Source organism: Streptomyces sp. NPDC088197 (assembly GCF_044741185.1).
GTDB lineage: Bacteria > Actinomycetota > Actinomycetes > Streptomycetales > Streptomycetaceae > Actinacidiphila.
The window spans coordinates 771,627-787,816 of record NZ_JBIUSD010000003.1; the positions used below are offsets into that span (position 1 = coordinate 771,627).

Annotated in this window: 15 protein-coding genes; 9 read left to right on the top strand and 6 right to left on the bottom strand. The window is 71.7% G+C overall.

The window, feature by feature from the left end; translation table 11 throughout:
• Nucleotides 1-38: 38 nt before the first annotated feature.
• Nucleotides 39-995 carry an ACP S-malonyltransferase gene (gene fabD / locus ACIOC1_RS11755; protein WP_355337061.1) on the bottom strand — a complete coding sequence of 319 codons (957 nt, stop codon included), beginning with the start codon at nt 993-995 and terminating at the stop codon, nt 39-41.
• A gap of 1,577 nt (nt 996-2,572) precedes the next feature.
• Here fabD and ACIOC1_RS11760 point away from each other — a divergent pair.
• The 4 genes from ACIOC1_RS11760 to ACIOC1_RS11775 all read left to right on the top strand — a co-directional run bounded on the left by ACIOC1_RS11760 (nt 2,573) and on the right by ACIOC1_RS11775 (nt 5,629).
• Nucleotides 2,573-3,148 carry a hypothetical protein gene (locus ACIOC1_RS11760; RefSeq protein ID WP_355337059.1) on the top strand — a complete coding sequence of 192 codons (576 nt, stop codon included), beginning with the start codon at nt 2,573-2,575 and terminating at the stop codon, nt 3,146-3,148.
• Entirely contained in the window at nt 3,145-3,357 is a 213-nt protein-coding gene (locus ACIOC1_RS11765) for a MerR family transcriptional regulator (protein WP_188280336.1), read from the top strand. The genes ACIOC1_RS11760 and ACIOC1_RS11765 overlap by 4 nt, the downstream gene beginning before the upstream one ends.
• 395 nt (nt 3,358-3,752) lie before the next feature.
• Nucleotides 3,753-4,694 carry an SIS domain-containing protein gene (locus ACIOC1_RS11770; protein ID WP_401853532.1) on the top strand — a complete coding sequence of 314 codons (942 nt, stop codon included), beginning with the start codon at nt 3,753-3,755 and terminating at the stop codon, nt 4,692-4,694.
• Between the two features lie 89 nt (nt 4,695-4,783).
• Nucleotides 4,784-5,629 (top strand): class II fructose-bisphosphate aldolase, encoded by an 846-nt coding sequence (locus ACIOC1_RS11775; RefSeq protein WP_355337055.1) that lies wholly within the window; start codon nt 4,784-4,786, stop codon nt 5,627-5,629.
• Between the two features lie 24 nt (nt 5,630-5,653).
• On the opposite strand, the gene ACIOC1_RS11780 is transcribed toward ACIOC1_RS11775, so the two are convergent.
• Both ACIOC1_RS11780 and ACIOC1_RS11785 read right to left on the bottom strand, forming a co-directional pair.
• Nucleotides 5,654-6,319, bottom strand: coding sequence for a fasciclin domain-containing protein (locus tag ACIOC1_RS11780; RefSeq protein WP_391046862.1), 666 nt, complete (start codon nt 6,317-6,319; stop codon nt 5,654-5,656).
• A gap of 146 nt (nt 6,320-6,465) precedes the next feature.
• Nucleotides 6,466-8,235 carry a sulfite oxidase gene (locus ACIOC1_RS11785; protein ID WP_401853536.1) on the bottom strand — a complete coding sequence of 590 codons (1,770 nt, stop codon included), beginning with the start codon at nt 8,233-8,235 and terminating at the stop codon, nt 6,466-6,468.
• Nucleotides 8,236-8,496: 261 nt separating this feature from the next.
• Here ACIOC1_RS11785 and ACIOC1_RS11790 point away from each other — a divergent pair, with 261 nt between their 5' ends.
• The 4 genes from ACIOC1_RS11790 to ACIOC1_RS11805 are packed head-to-tail and all read left to right on the top strand — an operon-like array spanning nt 8,497 to nt 12,846.
• Nucleotides 8,497-9,873, top strand: a complete 1,377-nt coding sequence (locus tag ACIOC1_RS11790; RefSeq protein WP_401853539.1) for an NAD(P)/FAD-dependent oxidoreductase — start codon at nt 8,497-8,499, stop codon at nt 9,871-9,873.
• The gene (locus ACIOC1_RS11795) at nt 9,870-10,622 is read left to right on the top strand and encodes a DUF1365 domain-containing protein (RefSeq protein WP_401853542.1); all 753 of its coding nucleotides are present in this window, start codon (nt 9,870-9,872) and stop codon (nt 10,620-10,622) included. The genes ACIOC1_RS11790 and ACIOC1_RS11795 overlap by 4 nt, the downstream gene beginning before the upstream one ends.
• A gap of 53 nt (nt 10,623-10,675) precedes the next feature.
• Complete coding sequence (locus ACIOC1_RS11800; protein WP_401853662.1) at nt 10,676-12,007, top strand: class I SAM-dependent methyltransferase; 1,332 nt, start codon at nt 10,676-10,678, stop codon at nt 12,005-12,007.
• Nucleotides 12,004-12,846, top strand: coding sequence for a DUF1295 domain-containing protein (locus tag ACIOC1_RS11805; protein ID WP_401853545.1), 843 nt, complete (start codon nt 12,004-12,006; stop codon nt 12,844-12,846). The genes ACIOC1_RS11800 and ACIOC1_RS11805 overlap by 4 nt, the downstream gene beginning before the upstream one ends.
• Nucleotides 12,847-12,947: 101 nt before the next feature.
• Here ACIOC1_RS11805 and ACIOC1_RS11810 read toward each other — a convergent pair whose 3' ends face one another.
• From ACIOC1_RS11810 to ACIOC1_RS11820, 3 genes are read right to left on the bottom strand one after another with little or no spacing between them, the layout of a single operon-like run.
• Nucleotides 12,948-14,348: a cryptochrome/photolyase family protein gene (locus ACIOC1_RS11810; RefSeq protein WP_401853547.1), complete on the bottom strand. Its 1,401-nt coding sequence runs from the start codon at nt 14,346-14,348 to the stop codon at nt 12,948-12,950.
• Nucleotides 14,341-15,111 carry an anti-sigma factor domain-containing protein gene (locus ACIOC1_RS11815; protein WP_401853550.1) on the bottom strand — a complete coding sequence of 257 codons (771 nt, stop codon included), beginning with the start codon at nt 15,109-15,111 and terminating at the stop codon, nt 14,341-14,343. Before ACIOC1_RS11815 ends, ACIOC1_RS11810 begins: the two co-directional genes overlap by 8 nt.
• Nucleotides 15,108-15,692, bottom strand: coding sequence for a sigma-70 family RNA polymerase sigma factor (locus tag ACIOC1_RS11820; protein WP_188280325.1), 585 nt, complete (start codon nt 15,690-15,692; stop codon nt 15,108-15,110). Before ACIOC1_RS11820 ends, ACIOC1_RS11815 begins: the two co-directional genes overlap by 4 nt.
• Before the next feature lie 294 nt (nt 15,693-15,986).
• Between ACIOC1_RS11820 and ACIOC1_RS11825 the strand changes: the two genes are divergently transcribed.
• Complete coding sequence (locus tag ACIOC1_RS11825; RefSeq protein WP_188280324.1) at nt 15,987-16,190, top strand: AlpA family transcriptional regulator; 204 nt, start codon at nt 15,987-15,989, stop codon at nt 16,188-16,190.

Here is a 16,190-nt window from a genome sequence, read left to right on the forward strand (position 1 = left end):
GGCCTGATCGGTTCCTTGGACTGCTTGCGAGTCTCCGGTCAACCTCCGGCCGCGAATGCGAGCGCATCGAGAGTCGAGGCACACTGCCGTGAATCGAATGTCGCGAACACCCGTGCTGCCGGGGCGATCCGGCGGCACAGGCCGCCGAGTACCTTTCCGGGTCCGATCTCGATGAAGCGGTCCACGCCCGCCTCCGACATTCCGGCCACGGTTTCGGTCCAGCGGACCCGGCCGGTGAGCTGGCGTTTGAGCGCGGTACGCGCCTCGGCGGCGGTGGTGACCGGCGCCGCGGTGACGGACGAGATCGTCTCGACCACCGGATCGCGGAATTCCACCGCGTCCAGGGCCGCCGCGAATTCGTCCTCGATCTCGCTCATGAGACTGCAATGGAAAGGCGCGCCGACTTCGAGGGGGACCGCCCGGCGCGCGCCGGCGTCCTTGGCGGCGGCCATCACCCATTGGACGGCTTCGGCCTGGCCCGAGACGACCGCCTGCGCCGGTTCGTTGTCGTTGGCGATCTCGACGATCTGGCCGGTGCCGGTGGCGGCCTGTGCGCAGATGGCCTCGACGTCCTCGAGCGGCAGGCCGAGTACGGCCGCCATGGCGCCGGGCACGCGTGCGTTGACCGCGGCCATCAACTGGCCGCGCAGCCGTACGAGTCGGAGGGCGTCGGTCCATTCGAGGACGCCCGCGGCGACCAGCGCGGTGTATTCGCCGAGGCTGTGACCCGCGACGATGTCGGGGGCGAGACCGCGCGGACGCAGGCTCTGCCAGGTGCACAGGCTGGTCAGGAAGATCGCGGGCTGGGTGATCGAGGTGTCCCGGAGGACCTCGGCGGGTCCCTCCCAGCACAGCCGGGACAGTGGAAGGCCGAGAATCTCGTCCGCGGTGCGGTAGTAGGGGCCGACCAGATCCGGATGCTCTCCGGCGAGGTCGAGCCCCATTCCCACCTTCTGCGAACCCTGGCCGGGGAAGACAAAACCGATCCTGTCCATGCGCCGCAGGCTCCTTTCGGCCTTTCGCGGTGCCGGTGGCGGGCGGTCGGTGACGGCGTGGCCGCCCATGACGAAGCCCCGCGGCTGCACAGCGCACGCGGGGCTCGGTGATCTGAGTGTGATTGCGGCGTCCGGGGTCTCACTGCTGCCCGGATCCGGGCATACCTCGGCCGCCGGAAGTATCGTGACAGTCTCTTGCCGCCGATGTCAACTTCACTTGGTCAGCCGGCTGTTTGCGCAGTTCATCGACGGGTCGGGACTATGCGGTCGGGAAAGATGGTTGCAGTGCCCCTCGAATTTGCGTGACACCGATGAAGTCCGATGATCCTCATAGCATCGCCTCAACATCGAGCATTTCGGAACACTCCGGACCCGAATGACCATGGAGCCTGACGCGCTGTCAGATGGTGATTGTTCGCGGGTTCACGACGGCGTCACGCTAGCGTGTAGTCACATTTTACGAGGCGGCATTCTCGTCAATGAGCCGCCGGTCAGGGCCGCGTGGAGCGTGATCGTCGCAGGTAGATCAGGTGTGGACGGCTCCTGCGTTTGCCTGTATCGTCGCCTGCCAAACGCGAACATCCGTATGCTGTAAGCCGTACATGACTCGGGAGCGGGGGTTCCGGATCGTTATGAACACGGATTTAACGCGACAGGCCCAACTGGACTCATCACGGCCACCACGGCGTTTCCGATCGCCGGTAACCTCGGTCTCGTGCCGGGGTGCTTCAGGCACGGTGGATGAGCCGGTCACCTCATGGCGCCACGGGAGCGTTTCTCCAGGTCACCCTCGGGCGACCGGCGGGGATCCAGCTTTACGAACGGTCCCGGGCACGGCCCAGGGCACCGTCATCCGTCTCCGCCCGAGCCACTGCTCGGACGCGGAGGCCGGCCAGGTCCGCGCACGCTCCGGCGACTCGACGGTCGATTCGGCCGTTGATTCGACGGCGCGGCGGGCCCCGTCCCGCGTGGCACGGACGATGACGTCCCGCTTAGGCGACGCCACGGCACACGCGCGCCCCACATCATCCCGTACCGGTGCGATCCACTCACGACGCACACCTCCATGATCCGGCGTGCCCCATGGGCCCCACTGGTCTGTGGAGCCCGCGAGCACCGCTGCTCGCGGTATATCCGGTCGGCCCGGCCCTCGCCGACCGTTCTGCACTGCGTTCAGCACTGCGTTGAGATGGTCCAGGCGTTCCACTGAGTAGTTCCCTCGCGCCTGGAGTACGTCGACAGGTTCCGGATCCAGCGGTCGCCGCTGACGGTGCGCCATTCCGTCGGAGGCAGCCGATGCACGGCCATGTTCCGACGGGACGTCGCTCACCTGCACCGACGACGACTTTCGGCATGTCCTGAACAGGGCGCACTCCCCTCGGTCATCGAGTCGATCGACGAGTTCGCACTGCGACAGCCACCTTCCGACATCATGACCAACGGGTGACCAAATGAATTCATCTCCATGTGTGGGCCAAAAATGCGGCACCGTGCCGCACGGGTCGCGACCGCGCCGCACAGCGGCCCCGGGGCTGCGTCTGTGCACCTCGTGCTACCACGATCTCAAGGCGAATCTGATGGAGCTGCCGGAGATCTACGACGACTGCGAGTCGGTGCTCCATCCGCGCCGCAACCCGACTCTCCAACGGGTCAGCGGCAGCAGGCAGTCGACCGGAATACGGCTGGACGAGGCGGCGATCACCGCCCGGTCCGGCATCGTCGGGTTCCTGGCCTCGTGGGCGGCGATGGTCGCCGAGGAGCGCGCCGTCCGCAAGCCGGTCCGCAGGCAGCCGGAGGAGATGGCCGACTTCCTCGTCGTCCACCTCAACTGGCTGCTCGCGCACCCGACCGCCGCGGACTTCGCGGAGGAGATCTCCGAGATAACGCACCGCGCGCGCCGGTCCGCCTACACGCAGCCCGCGTTGCGCATGGATCTCGGCCAATGCATCCATTCCGGTTGCAGCGCGGCGATGACCACGGCGCCGTCGTCGCCCGACGGCCGGCGCACCCGAGAAGTGAGCTGTACCGCAGGACACAGTTGGCAGCCCCACCAATGGCTTCTGCTATCCCGGCAGATTCAGCAGACGCGGCAGTTCGCGCGCGGCACTGCGGGAGCGGCAGCACAATCCCAGCGCCCGGAGGACGCCGCATGAATCCGCCACCGCGCAATAGAAGTCGGCTTGTTCCGACTCAACTCGCCGCACTCGCCGCCGGAGTCTCCGAGGCGACGATCAGGAAATGGGCCAGCCGCGGCAAGATCACCCGCTACGGCAGTCCCGGACGCGCGCAATACGATCTCGACGAGCTACTCGAACGTGTGGCCGCGAAAACGGAAGCGGCGGCTCTGAAGGAATCCACGTGAGCGCTTCGGGCCTCGCGTAAAGCAATTGACAGAGGACGAAGAGCCCTGCCTGTCGTGCGGAGCTTTCTCTCGGGCAGGGTTTCCTCCTCGTTCTTCTCGTTCTCACCGTTCGGCCTTCGTCGGGTCCGGCCGCCGTTCACGCCCTCGTACCAGAGAGCCGGACCGCGCGACGGGATGTGACATCCGGTGCGGGAAGTGTGACGCGCGCCTCATTCGGCCGCCGGACAGGGGGCGCGCCGCCCGCGTGCGCCCTTAGCGCAGTCCGGGACCTTCCGCCAGCCCTCTCCTCTGTGTACATTTATGCTCGATAGCTGCTCGTTTCGAGCAGGATCGCGCATCCGCACCGCGCGTCGCATCTCGCACGCCGTATCTCGCACACCGCACGAGGAGCCCCGATGTCCGCGTCCCTCACCACCACCGAGACCGCCTCCCAGCCCGAGTGCTGGCAGCGGGCGGCCGATCTCGCTCCCGCCGAGGCCGGAAAGCTGCCGCGCGACGGCGAGCGGGTGGCGGTGATCGGCTGCGGCACCTCCTGGTTCATGGCCCAGTCCTACGCGGCGCTGCGCGAACAGGGCGGCCACGGCGAGACCGACGCCTTCGCGGCCTCGGAGTTCCCCTTCGGCCGCGGCTACGACCGTGTGCTGACGATCACCCGCTCCGGCACCACCACCGAGGTGCTGCGGGCGAGCGAGCGACTGCGTACGGCGGGCGTCGCGGTCACGGCGATCACCGCCGACCCGCACACGCCGGTGATGGAGGCCGCCGACGAGGTCGTGGTGCTGGACTTCGCCGACGAACAGTCGGTGGTGCAGACCCGGTTCGCCACCACCGCGCTCGCGCTGCTGCGCGCCCACCTCGGCGACGACCTGACCGCGGCCGTCGCCGACGCGCGGCTGGCGCTCGCCCAGGAACTGCCCACCACCGTCACGGCCGCCGAGCAGTTCACCTTCCTCGGCACCGGCTGGACCTACGGCCTGGCGCAGGAGGCCGCGCTGAAGATGCGCGAGGCCGCGGGCGCCTGGACCGAGAGCTACCCGGCGATGGAGTACCGGCACGGCCCGATCAGCATCACCGGCCCCGGCCGCGTGGTGTGGGCCTTCGGCGCCCTCCCCGAGGGCCTGGCGGACAACGTCGCGGGCGTGGGCGGCCTTCTCGAGGCCGGTTCCGCCGCGCCCGCCGACGGCGGTACGAGCGCGGTCGGCGGTACGGGCGCGCCCGTGCTCGACCCGCTGGCCGACCTGGTGCGGGTCCAGCGGCTCGCGGTGGCCATCGCGGAGAACAAGGGGTACGACCCGGACCGGCCGCGCAACCTGACGCGTTCCGTCGTCCTGGCCTGACGCCAACCCCCGCGCGGCGCTCCGCTGTTCGGCGGACCGCCGCCCGCACCCGTGAAACCGGCACCGCCGTACGTACCCCGAGGAATCCCATGCCTGCCGTCGCCACCGCAGAACTCGTCACCGCAGCCCGGGCCGCGGGCCACGGGGTCGCCGCGTTCAATGTCATCACGCTGGAGCACGCGGAGGCGATCACCTCCGCCGCGCAGGCCGCCGGGCTGCCGGTGATCCTCCAGATCAGCGAGAACGCGGTGGCCTTCCACGGGGGCCGGGTCGAGCCGGTGCTGGCGGGGGCGGCGGCGGTCGCGCGGGGCGCGGCGGTGCCGGTCGCCCTGCACCTGGACCATGTGGAGAGCGAGGAGCTGCTGCGGGCGGGCGTGGCCGCCGGGGCGTCCTCGGTGATGTTCGACGCGTCGAAGCTGCCGTACGAGGAGAATCTGCGGGCCACCGCGCGGATGGTGGAGTGGGCGCACGGCCAGGGCGCCTGGGTCGAGGCCGAGTTGGGCGAGGTCGGGGGCAAGGACGGGGCGCACGCGCCCGGCGTGCGGACCGACCCCGCCGAGGCCGCCGCCTTCACCGCCGCGACCGGGGTGGACGCGCTCGCCGTCGCGGTCGGCAGCTCGCACGCGATGACCGACCGCTCCGCGCGCCTCGACCACGAACTGATAGCCGCGCTGCGCACGGCCGTACCCGTACCGCTGGTGCTGCACGGCTCGTCCGGTGTGCCGGACGACGAGCTGCGGCGGGCCGTCGCCGCCGGGATGGTGAAGGTCAACATCGGCACGGCGCTGAACATCGCCTTCACCGGGGCGGTACGGGAGCACCTGGCGGCGGACCCGGCCGTCGTCGACCCGCGGCGCTATCTGCGGCCGGCCCGCGACGCGATGTCCGCCGTGGCGGAACACCTGCTGCGCGTCGTCGCGGGCCGTCCGGAGTGATCCGTAACGCCTGGTCTCCAACGGCTACTTGGGCATCAGCACCGTGTCGATGATCTGCACGGTGGCGTTGGCGGTGGTGACGTTGCCGCAGACCACGTTCGCCGTGTCGTTGACCTTGTACGCCTCGCCGGAGCCCGAGGTCGTCAGGGTGCCCTTCTCCAGCGTGGTGTAGGTGCCCTTGGACAGGCCCTCGGGCGCCTTCACCGGCTCGCCGACCACGTGGTAGGTGAGGATCTTGGTGAGCATCGCCTTGTCGGCGAGGACCTTGTCGAGGTCGGCCTTCGGGATCTTCGCGAAGGCGTCGTTGGTCGGCGCGAAGACGGTGATGTTCTGGGCGTTGTTCAGGGTGTCGACGAGACCGGCCTTCTGGACGGCGGCGACCAGCGTCGACAGCGCCGGGTTGTGCGAGGCGGCGGTCGCCACCGGGTCCTTGGACATGCCGTCGAAGCTGCCCGCGCCGTTCTTGGGCACGGTGGCGCAGCCGGGCCCGAAGGGCGCGTCCTTCGTCGAGGCGTCACTCGGCGCGTCGCTGGTGGGCGCCATCGCCGGATCGCTCGCCGAGGTGGACGGGCTCGCCGCCGCCGAGTCGTCCTTCTTGTTGTCGTCGCTCGAACAGGCGCTGAGGGCCAGCGGCAGGACGGCGGCGGCCGTCACGGCGACGGCGATGCGGCGGGCGCGGAGGTTGAACATGGTTTTTCTCCTCTATATGTGCGGTCTATGCGACATGTGCGTGCGGAAAAGTCGTCTGTGGCGGGGAGTTGGGGAGGCAGATGGTCCGGGGGGCGGCGGGCCGCTCGAAGGCGAACAGGTCGTCGGATGGTCGGCGCGCCGACGGGTCAGTCGACGCTGACCACCACCGAGTGCCAGCCGGTCGCGCCGTTCGGGACGGTGCCGACGCGGTGGTCGGTCTGCGTGTAGCCGTCACGGTCCGTCGCGCGGACCTCCAGCGTGTGACTGCCGGGCGTGGCGTCCCACTCCCACAGCCACTGCCGCCAGGTGTCGGTGCTGTCCTCGTCCGCGAGCCGGGCGGTCTGCCACCGGCCGCCGTCGACCCGTACCTGCACCCGGTCGATGCCCCGGTGCTGCGCCCACGCCACCCCGGCCACCGGCACCCGGCCCGCCTTGGGACTGGCGAACGGCTTCGGGGTGTCGATCCGCGACTCGGTCTTGATCGGCGCCTCGCGCGACCAGCTGCGTTTGACCCAGTAGGCGTCGTAGGAGTCGAAGGTGGTCAGTTCGAGTTCGCGCAGCCACTTGCAGGCCGACACATAGCCGTACAGGCCGGGCACCAGCATGCGGACGGGGAAGCCGTGCGCGAAGGGCAGCGGCTCGCCGTTCATGCCGAGCGCGAGCATCGCGTCACGGCCGTCGAGCACGGTCTCCACCGGTGAGCCGATGGCCATGCCGTCCACCGAGTGCGCCACCAGCTGGTCCGCCGTGCCACCGCGCGACGGGGGCCGTACCCCCGCCTCGCGCAGCAGATCGGCCAGCCGGACGCCGATCCAGCGGGCGTTGCCGACGTACGGTCCGCCGACCTGGTTGGACACGCAGGTCAGCGTGATGTCCCGCTCGATCAGGTCACGGCGCAGCAGGTCGTCGTAGGAGAGCGTCAACTCCTTGCCCACGCCCATGCCGTGGATGCGCAGCCGCCAGGTGGTGGCGTCAATCTTCGGCACGACCAGGGCGGTGTCGACGCGGTAGAACTTCGCGTTCGGCGTGGTGAACGCGCTCAGGCCGGGGATTCCCAGGTCCGCCCCGCGCGGGACGGCCGCGGCGCGGGAGGCGGGGGCGGGCAGCGCGATGGCCTTCCGTGAGGCCACCGCGACGGCGCCGCGACGGTTGTTGAGGGTACGGCCCAGGGCTCCCGCACCCGCGGACGCGGCAGCCGTGGCGGCAGCGGCCAGCACGAAGCCACGGCGGTCGAACGCGGGGCGGGAGGTGGGCCCGGCCTCCGGGGCGGGCGTTTCCGTTCGCGGCAGAGGGGTCTCGGCGGTGTCCTCGTCGTCCTCCGAGGCGCGCTCCACGGCGGACGGAGCGGTCGGTGTCTCCGGCGCGGCGGCCTGTTCCGGCACGCGCGCGGCCGGTGCGGCGCGGAGCGTGAGCCGCTGTGTCAGCAGCCACAGCGCCGCCGCTCCGAGCAGCGCGCCGACGATCGACGGCAGCGCGTCCAGCCGGTGGTGGTCGGGACGGCTCCAGGCGGCGACCGCCCCGATGACGCCGAAGGCCAGCACGCCCGCGCAGCCCGTGCGCCGGAAACGCAGCGCGAACACGCCGAGCACGAAGGCGAAGAGGGCCAGGATCGCGACGATGCCCAGTTGCAGCACCAGTTTGTCGTTGGTGCCGAAGTTCCGTACCGCGTAGTCCTTCAGGGACACCGGTGTGCGGTCGATGACCGCGCCGCCGACCGCCGTCACCGGACTGGCCTCGGGACGGGCGGCCACGGCGACGAGTTCGGCGAAACCGAGCGACGCGGCAGCGGCCAACAGGCCGCTCAGCGCGCCGAGTACGACCCTCAGCAGCCGGCCGGCGGCGCTCGGGCCATGTGGCTGATGAGGCTCCAGCGCACTGCCGGGGCTGATGGTCTCCTGGTCGGTCACATCCCGCATTCGTGGCCACTCGCCCGGCGGATTGGTGCGGGATTCCGCGTCCCCCGGACCGACGGGTTCCGCCGCAGGTGGGGACCGTGAAGATCACCGCCGGAACGTTCCGCTCCCGCACCAATCCGCGGCGGCGGCGGCCACGAATGATCAGTGAGGGCGCACCGGTGCCGGTCGCCGTTCCGGCCGCGCCGGACACCGACCGGGCACGGGGCGCCACCGGGCACCACGGGGTGTCACCGGACATCGAGCACTGACCGAGGGGATCGCATGACGGCCGAACGACGTCGGATCGCGGTGATAGGCAGCGGAGTGGCGGGCCTTACCGCCGCCCATGTGCTGCACCGCGCGAGTGACGTGTCCCTGTACGAGGCGGACGACCGGCTCGGCGGGCACGCGGACACCCACGACGTGGCCGACCCCGACGGCCGGTCCCTGAGTGTCGACACCGGCTTCATCGTGCACAACGCCCGCACCTATCCGCATCTGCTGCGGCTGCTGCGCGAGCTGGACGTCGCCACGCAGGAGTCCGAGATGAGCATGTCGGTGCGGTGCGAGGGCTGCGGCCTGGAGTACGCCGGGGCCCGCGGGCCGCGCGGGCTCTTCGCGCAGCCGCGCAACGCGCTGCGGGGCCGCTATCTGCGGATGCTGACCGAGGTCACGGCCTTCCACCGCGGGGCGCGGCGGCTGCTCGCGGAGAGCGGCGACGCGGGTTCGGGTTCTTCCGCGGATACGGGCTCGGGTTCTTCTGCGGGCTCGGGCTTTCCCGCGGATACGGGCTCGGATACGGACACGGGTGCGCGCGCTGCCGCCACCGACCGCACGCTGCGGGAATTCCTCGCCGACGGCCGCTACTCCCCCTACTTCGTCCAGCACTTCATGACCCCGCTGGTCTCCGCCGTCTGGTCCTGCTCCCCCGCGACCGCGCTGGACTTCCCGGCCCGCTACCTCTTCCGCTTCCTCGACCACCACGGCCTGCTCAGCGTCGGCGACTCCCCCACCTGGCGCACGATCACCGGCGGCTCCCGTACGTACGTCGAGCGGGTGGGCAAGGAAGTGTCCGCCGTGCACACCTCCAGCCCGGTGACCGCGCTGCGCCGCGTCCCCGGCGGCGCCGAGGTCATCGTCGAGGACGGCACCACCGAGCGCTACGACGCGGTGGTCGTCGCCGTCCACCCGCACCAGGCGCTGAGCCTGCTCGCCGAGCCCACCGCGGCCGAGCGCGAGGTGCTGGGCGCGATCCCGTACACCGTCAACCCCGCACTGCTGCACACCGACACCGGCGTGCTGCCGCGCGCGTCCGGCGCCCGCGCGTCGTGGAACTACCTGATGCCGTCCTGCGCCTCGGACGCCGACGCCGTCCTGGTCAGCTACGACATGAACCGGCTCCAGCGGCTGGACGGCGCCGACACGTATGTGGTGACGCTCAACGGCGCCGACCGGGTCGACCCCTCCGCCGTACGGGACCGGATGGCGTACGAACACCCGCAGTACACGCCGGAGTCGGTGGCCGCGCGGCGACGGCTGCCCCAACTGAACGGGCCGGTGGTCGCCTACGCGGGCGCCTACCACGGCTGGGGTTTCCACGAGGACGGCTGCGCCTCCGGGGTGGCGGCGGCGCGCGCGCTGGGGGTGGAGTGGTCATGACGGCTCCGGTGGTGGCGGAGGCGGTGGCGCCTTCGCTGTACGACTGTCGGATCGCCCATGCCCGTAACCGCCCCGTGCGGCACTCCTTCCGCATGCGCACCTATATGTGGCTGGTCGACGTGGACCACATGCCCCGACTGCCGCTGCCGCTGCGCCCGCTGGCCGGTTTCCGGGCGCGGGACCACTTCGGCGGTACGGCGCCCACGGTCAGGGCGGGGCTCGACCGGTTCCTCGCCGCGCAGGGGGCGGCCCCCGCGGACGGCCGCGTGCTGATGCTCACGCACGCCCGTGTCCTCGGCCATGTCTTCAACCCACTGACCCTGTACTGGTGCCACGCGCGTGACGGCACGCCCCGCCATGTGGTCGCGGAGGTCCACAACACCTATGGCGAGCGGCACTGCTATCTGCTGGCGCCGGACGCCGAGGGCCGTGCCTCGACCGCCAAGGAGCTGTACGTCTCCCCGTTCTTCCCGGTGGAGGGCGACTACCGCATGCGAGTGCCGGAGCCGGGAAACCGCCTTTCCGTGACGGTCCATCTGGAACTGGACGGAAAACGCCCCTTCACCGCGACCGTGAGCGGCGACCGCCGCCCGGCCACCGCGGCCGGACTGCTCCGGGCCGCTGTACGCCATCCGTGGTCGACGCTCCTCGTCTCCGCGGGGATCAGATTCCACGGTGTTCTGCTGTATCTGCGCGGCCTGCCCGTACGGCCGCGGCCAAGCCATCACGTTCAGGAGGGAATGCGGTGACCGTGTCATCCACTCCGGCCGCCCCGGTGACTGCCGGGGCCGCCGTCTCGCCCGTGTCGACGTCCAGGGTGCGCGCGGCGGTCGACGCCGAGCGCTGGCCGGACGTCGCGGCGGCGCCCCGCTGTTCGGCCGCGCGCGCGGCCGTCGCGGCCTTCCTCGTCCGCAGGGCGCTGGAACGGCTGCCGCTGCGGGTGCGGCTGGCGGGCCCGGACGGCGACGACGCGGGCGAGGGCGCCCGCACGCTGGGGCTCGGCGGCCCGCTGATGCGGGTGCACGACCCGCGGTCCTTCTTCCGCCGGATCGGCGCCGAGGGCCTGATCGGCTTCGGCGAGTCGTACATGGCCGGGGAGTGGGACGCGGACGACCTGACCGGTGTGCTCACGGTCTTCGCCGACAACGTCGCCACCCTCGTACCGCCGTCCCTGCAACGGCTGCGCGGTGCGTGGGCCAGGCGGCGGCCGGAAGCGCAGCGCAACACCCGCGAGGGCGCGCGCGACAACATCCACCGGCACTACGACCTGTCCAACGACCTCTTCTCGCTCTTCCTCGACGAGACGATGACGTACTCCTCCGCGGTCTTCCGCGGCTTCCCTGCCGACGAGCACCTGCTGCCCGCCGCCCAGCACCGTAAGATCGACCTGCTGCTGGACGCGGCCGGGGTCGGTCCCGGCACCCGGCTGTTGGAAATCGGCACCGGCTGGGGCGAGCTGGCGGTGCGCGCGGCATCGCGCGGCGCCCGTGTGGTGAGCGTGACGCTCTCGCGCGAGCAGCGTGAACTGGCGCTGGAACGGGTCCGCGCCGCCGGGCTCCAGGACCGTGTCGAGGTGCTGCTGCGCGACTACCGCGAGGTCGAGGGCGAGTACGACGCGGTGGTCAGCGTCGAGATGATCGAGGCGGTCGGCCACGAGTTCTGGCCGGAGTATTTCCGCACCCTGGAGCGGCGGCTCGCGCCCGGCGGCCGGATCGCACTCCAGGCGATCACCATGCCGCACGACCGGATGCTGGTGAGCCTTCCCACCTTCACCTGGATCCACAAGTACGTCTTTCCCGGCGGCATGATCCCCTCCGCCGAGGCCATCTCCGAGGTGAGCGGCGAGGCCACCGGGCTGCGGATCGTCAGCGCCGAGGCGTTCGGACCGCACTACGCGGAGACGCTGCGGCTGTGGCGCGAGCGGTTCGCGCGGTGCGCGGACGAGGTGGCGGCGCTCGGCTTCGACGCGGTCTTCCGGCGGCTGTGGACGTTCTATCTGGCCTACTCGGAGGCCGGTTTCCGGTCCGGGTACCTGGATGTGCGGCAGTTCGTGCTGGAGGGGGCGGTGGGGGCCACCGGGGCATCGGGGCCGACTGGTGCCGTGCACGCGGAAGACTCGGCGGCAGGCCGGTGAACGGCTTTCCGTGGGGCGCATTCTGCGTGAATCTCGCGGCGGCGGCGGGCGCGGCGCTCGCCGTGATGCTGGTGACCTTCGCGGTCGCGGTGGCCAAGGGCATGCACCGGGTGGTCGACGTGGCGTGGGGCGCCGCCTTCGCGGCGGTCGCCGTCGTGTCGTACGGGTTGTCCTCGGGGCACGGTGGCGACGGGCGGCGGCTGCTGGTCCTCGTCCTGACCGTGGTGTGGGGGCTGCGGCTGGCCGGGCACATCGCCTGGCGCGGCCGTGGCCACGGCGAGGATCCTCGCTACGAGAAGATGCTGTCCAAGGTCCCGGCCGACCGCCGCAACGGGTACGCCTTCCGGATCGTCTACCTGCTCCAGGGTCTGCTGGTGTGCGTGGTGTCGCTGCCGGTGCAGGTCGCCTGCTATCTGCCGGGGTCCGTCGGCCCGGCGGCGGCGGTCGGCGCGGCGCTGTGCCTGGTCGGGCTGGTCTTCGAGGCGGTCGGCGACCACCAGCTCGCCCGCTTCAAGGCCGATCCCGCGCACCGCGGTCAGGTGATGGACCGCGGCCTGTGGGGCTGGACCCGGCACCCCAACTACTTCGGCGACTTCTGCGTCTGGTGGGGGCTGTACGTGCTGGCGTGCGACGGCGCCCGCTGGTCGTCGGCGGCGGGCGCCGTCGTACTGGCCGTGCTCGGCCCGCTGACCATCAGCTTCCTGCTCCTGCGGGGCAGCGGGAAGCCGCTGCTGGAACGGCACATGGCGCAGCGGCCCGGCTACGCCGAATACGTCGCCCGGACGAGTGGTTTCTTCCCGTGGCCGCCGCGAAAGGGCGGTGTTGACGGGCGGGCGTAGTCGGCGGCAGCCGGGCCGCTGGGGGCACAGGTCGTGGTGAGTGGGTCGGCTCCGCTCGGTTCGGCGGTTTCGGTGGGCTCGGTGGCTCGGTCGGTTCGCGGTCAGTCGTCCAGGCCGCGGGCCCGCGAGAAGCGGGCGTGACCCTCGCTCAGCGCCACGATCGGGTCCGGGTAGTCGAACCGCTCCCGTTCCGGACCCGACAGCTTCCACGGCTGGTGCACCGCCGCCCCCTCCAGCTCGGCCAGTTCCGGAACCCAGCGCCGCACATAGTCGCCGTCCGGGTCGAAACGGGCCGCCTGGAGCAGCGGGTTGAGCACCCGGTTGGGCCGGGTGTCGGTGCCGGTGCCCGCCGACCACTGCCAGTTGAGCTGGTTGTTGGGGATGTCGCCGTCGACCAGCAGGTCCAGGAAGTGCCGGGCGCCGACCCGCCAGTCCACGTACAGCGTCTTGGTCAGGAAACTCGCCACGAGCAGCCTGCCCCTGTTGTGCATCCAGCCCTCGTGCAGCAGTTGGCGCATCGCGGCGTCCACGATGGGGTAGCCGGTGCGGCCCTCGCGCCAGGCGGTGACCTCCTCGGGGGCGGTGCGCCAACGGTCGTGCCGGGAACGGTAGTCGCGGTGCGCCGCGTCCGGCCGCGCGGCGAGCACCTGATGGTGGAAGTCGCGCCAGGCGAGCTGCCGGATGAACGCCTCCGCGCCCCGGCCGCTCACCGACCGCGCCCGGTGGACGAGTTCGGTCGCGGACACGCACCCGAAGTGCAGATACGGCGAGAGCCGGGAGGTCGCGTCACCCGCCAGGTCGTCGTGCTGGTCCGCGTAACCCTCCAGGCCCGAACGCCACCAACTGCCCGCCAGCTTGCGACCCGCCGTCTCCCCACCGGGCGGCAGGCCCGGCGACGGCTGCCCGCCGCCCGGCCCGGTCAACTCGGCGGCGGAGGGCAGCGCGGCGGACTTCACGTCCTCGGGCACGGTGACCTTGCGCGGCGCGTCCAGCACGCGGCGCTGGGGCTCGGCGCCCCAGCGCCGGAAGTACGGTGTGAAGACGGCGAAGTGGTCGCGGCCCACGGGGGTGACGGCGCCGGGCGGGGCCGCGGTGACCACGGCCTCGTGCACCACCACCTCGCAGCCCGCCTCCGCCAGGGCCTTGCGCAGCCGGTCCTCGCGGCGCAGGGCGTAACCGCTCACCCCGGCCGCGATGTGCACCTGCCGCGCCCTGCTGTCGCCGACGGCCCGGACGACCTCCTCGACGACGTCGCCGCGCCGCACGACCAGCCGCCCGCCGCGCGCCCGCAGGCCCGCGTCCAGGTCGGCCAGGCAGTCGGCGAGGAACGCCGCCCTGTTCGGCACCGCGAATCCGGCCCGCGCGATGCCCTCGTCCACCACGAACAGCGGGACCACGCTCCCGGCCGCCGCCACCGCCCCGGCCAGCACGGGGTTGTCGTGCAACCGCAGGTCCGCGGTGAACAGCGCGATGGACGACCCGGTCCGCGACGTCTCAGGCACGGGCCGCCGCCGGGAACGTCACCAGCGCCAGCGGGGCACTCGTCGGCTGCTGCGAGCCGCCGGCCGGTTCGACCGTCACGCCCACCCCGGAGGCGTTGTCGATCCGCCCGTCCAGCACCACGGCCTGGTCGGTGGCTGACGGGTCCATCAGACCCGCCGGCCGCATCTTCCCGCCGTCGTCGAACCACAGCTCGTACGTCTTCCCGGCCGCCGGCGTCGGCATACCGGCGGCCAGGAAAGCGGCCTTGCCCAGGCTCCGGGAGACCACCACGGTCGCGGTCGTGCCGGTGCTGAGCTTCCGTGTGGTGCTCGCCGCGTCGGGCGCCGAGAGCACCTGGGAGAGCTCGCCCGCCCGCTGCTCGGCCTGATTCGCCCGCTGCCTCGCGTCGTCGGCGGCCTGGTGCTGCCAGACGGCCACCCCGCCGAGCCCGACCACTCCCGCCATGCACGCGGCCAGCGCGTAACGCGGCAGCCGCCGCGCCCCGGCCATCCATCCGGCGAGACCGCGCCGCTCCTGCCGCGTGACGACCGGTGGCTCCTGCCGCACGGCGGCGACCCGGCGCAGCACCTGCTCACGCATGTGCGGCGGCGGCACGACCGAGGCGGCCAGCGCCAGCCGGGTGGCCGTCGCGGACAGCTCACGGACCTCCTGCGCACAGGCCGAGCAGTCGGCGATGTGCCGTTCGAATTCCTCCCGCTCACCGTCGGGCAGCGCGTGCACCGCGTACGCACCGGTGAGGGTATGCAGATCGGCGGTCGTCATGCGCTCACTCCCAAGCAGTCGCGCAGGCGGATGAGTCCGTCCCGCAGTCGGGTCTTGACGGTCCCCAGCGGAGCCGCGAGCAACTCGGCGACCTCCCGGTAGGTGAATCCCTGGTAGTAGGCGAGCGTCACCGACTGGCGCTGCAATTCGGTGAGCGTCCGCATACAGCGTCGCACCTGCTCGCGCTCCAGCCGTGACTCGACCTGTTCCGCGACCTCGTCGAAGGCGGGGGTGTGCTCAAGCAGCGCGGCCTTGTGCTCCCGGTCGGAGGACGCCTGCGCGGAACGCACCCGGTCCACCGCGCGACGGTGGGCCAGCGTCATCACCCAGGTCATGGCGCTGCCGCGGGATGCCTGGAAGCGGGTCGCGGTCTGCCAGACCTCGACCAGCACCTCCTGGGCGACCTCCTCCGACTGCGCGGGGTCCCGCAGCACCGAGCGCACCAGCCCCAGCACGGGCCCGGCCACCGCGTCGTAGACCCTGGCGAACGCCGCCTCGTCGCCGCGGGCGACCGCGACCAGCAGCTCCTGGAGGTCGGGGCCGGCGCCTGCGACGCCGTCCAGCCGTACGGCTTCCCTCATCTGCGATCCATCCCGTCCCGACTCACCCGCGCAAGTCTCCGACCGGTATTCGGAGCCGAGGGGTGGGCGGATTGCCCGCTCGCGGATTTCCTCCGGTCTCAGCCCGCCATCGTGCCCCCTTTCACCGCCACGGTCCGGACGACCTGCGCGGTCGTTACCCGTTCGCCACATTTGTCACCGTTACGCGGGTTCCGTGTCACAGAAGATCAACAAGCCCATGCGGTGACGCTCACCTGTCGTTGGCCGGACGAAGGTGCTGATCAACAGCAGCCCCGCCGTACGGAGGTACCTGGGATGACCGACCGGACCCTGTGGTCGTACGCCGAGATCGCCGCGCACATCCGCGTACAGGTCGACACCGTCCGCTCCTACCGGAAGCACGGGCATCTCCCGCCGCCCGATGTCGTCGAGGGCGGCAAGCCCTTCTGGTACGCCGATACCGTCAGGGCCTGGAGTGCCCGGCGGCCGGGAAACCGCGGCCGCCGGGATCCGGACTGA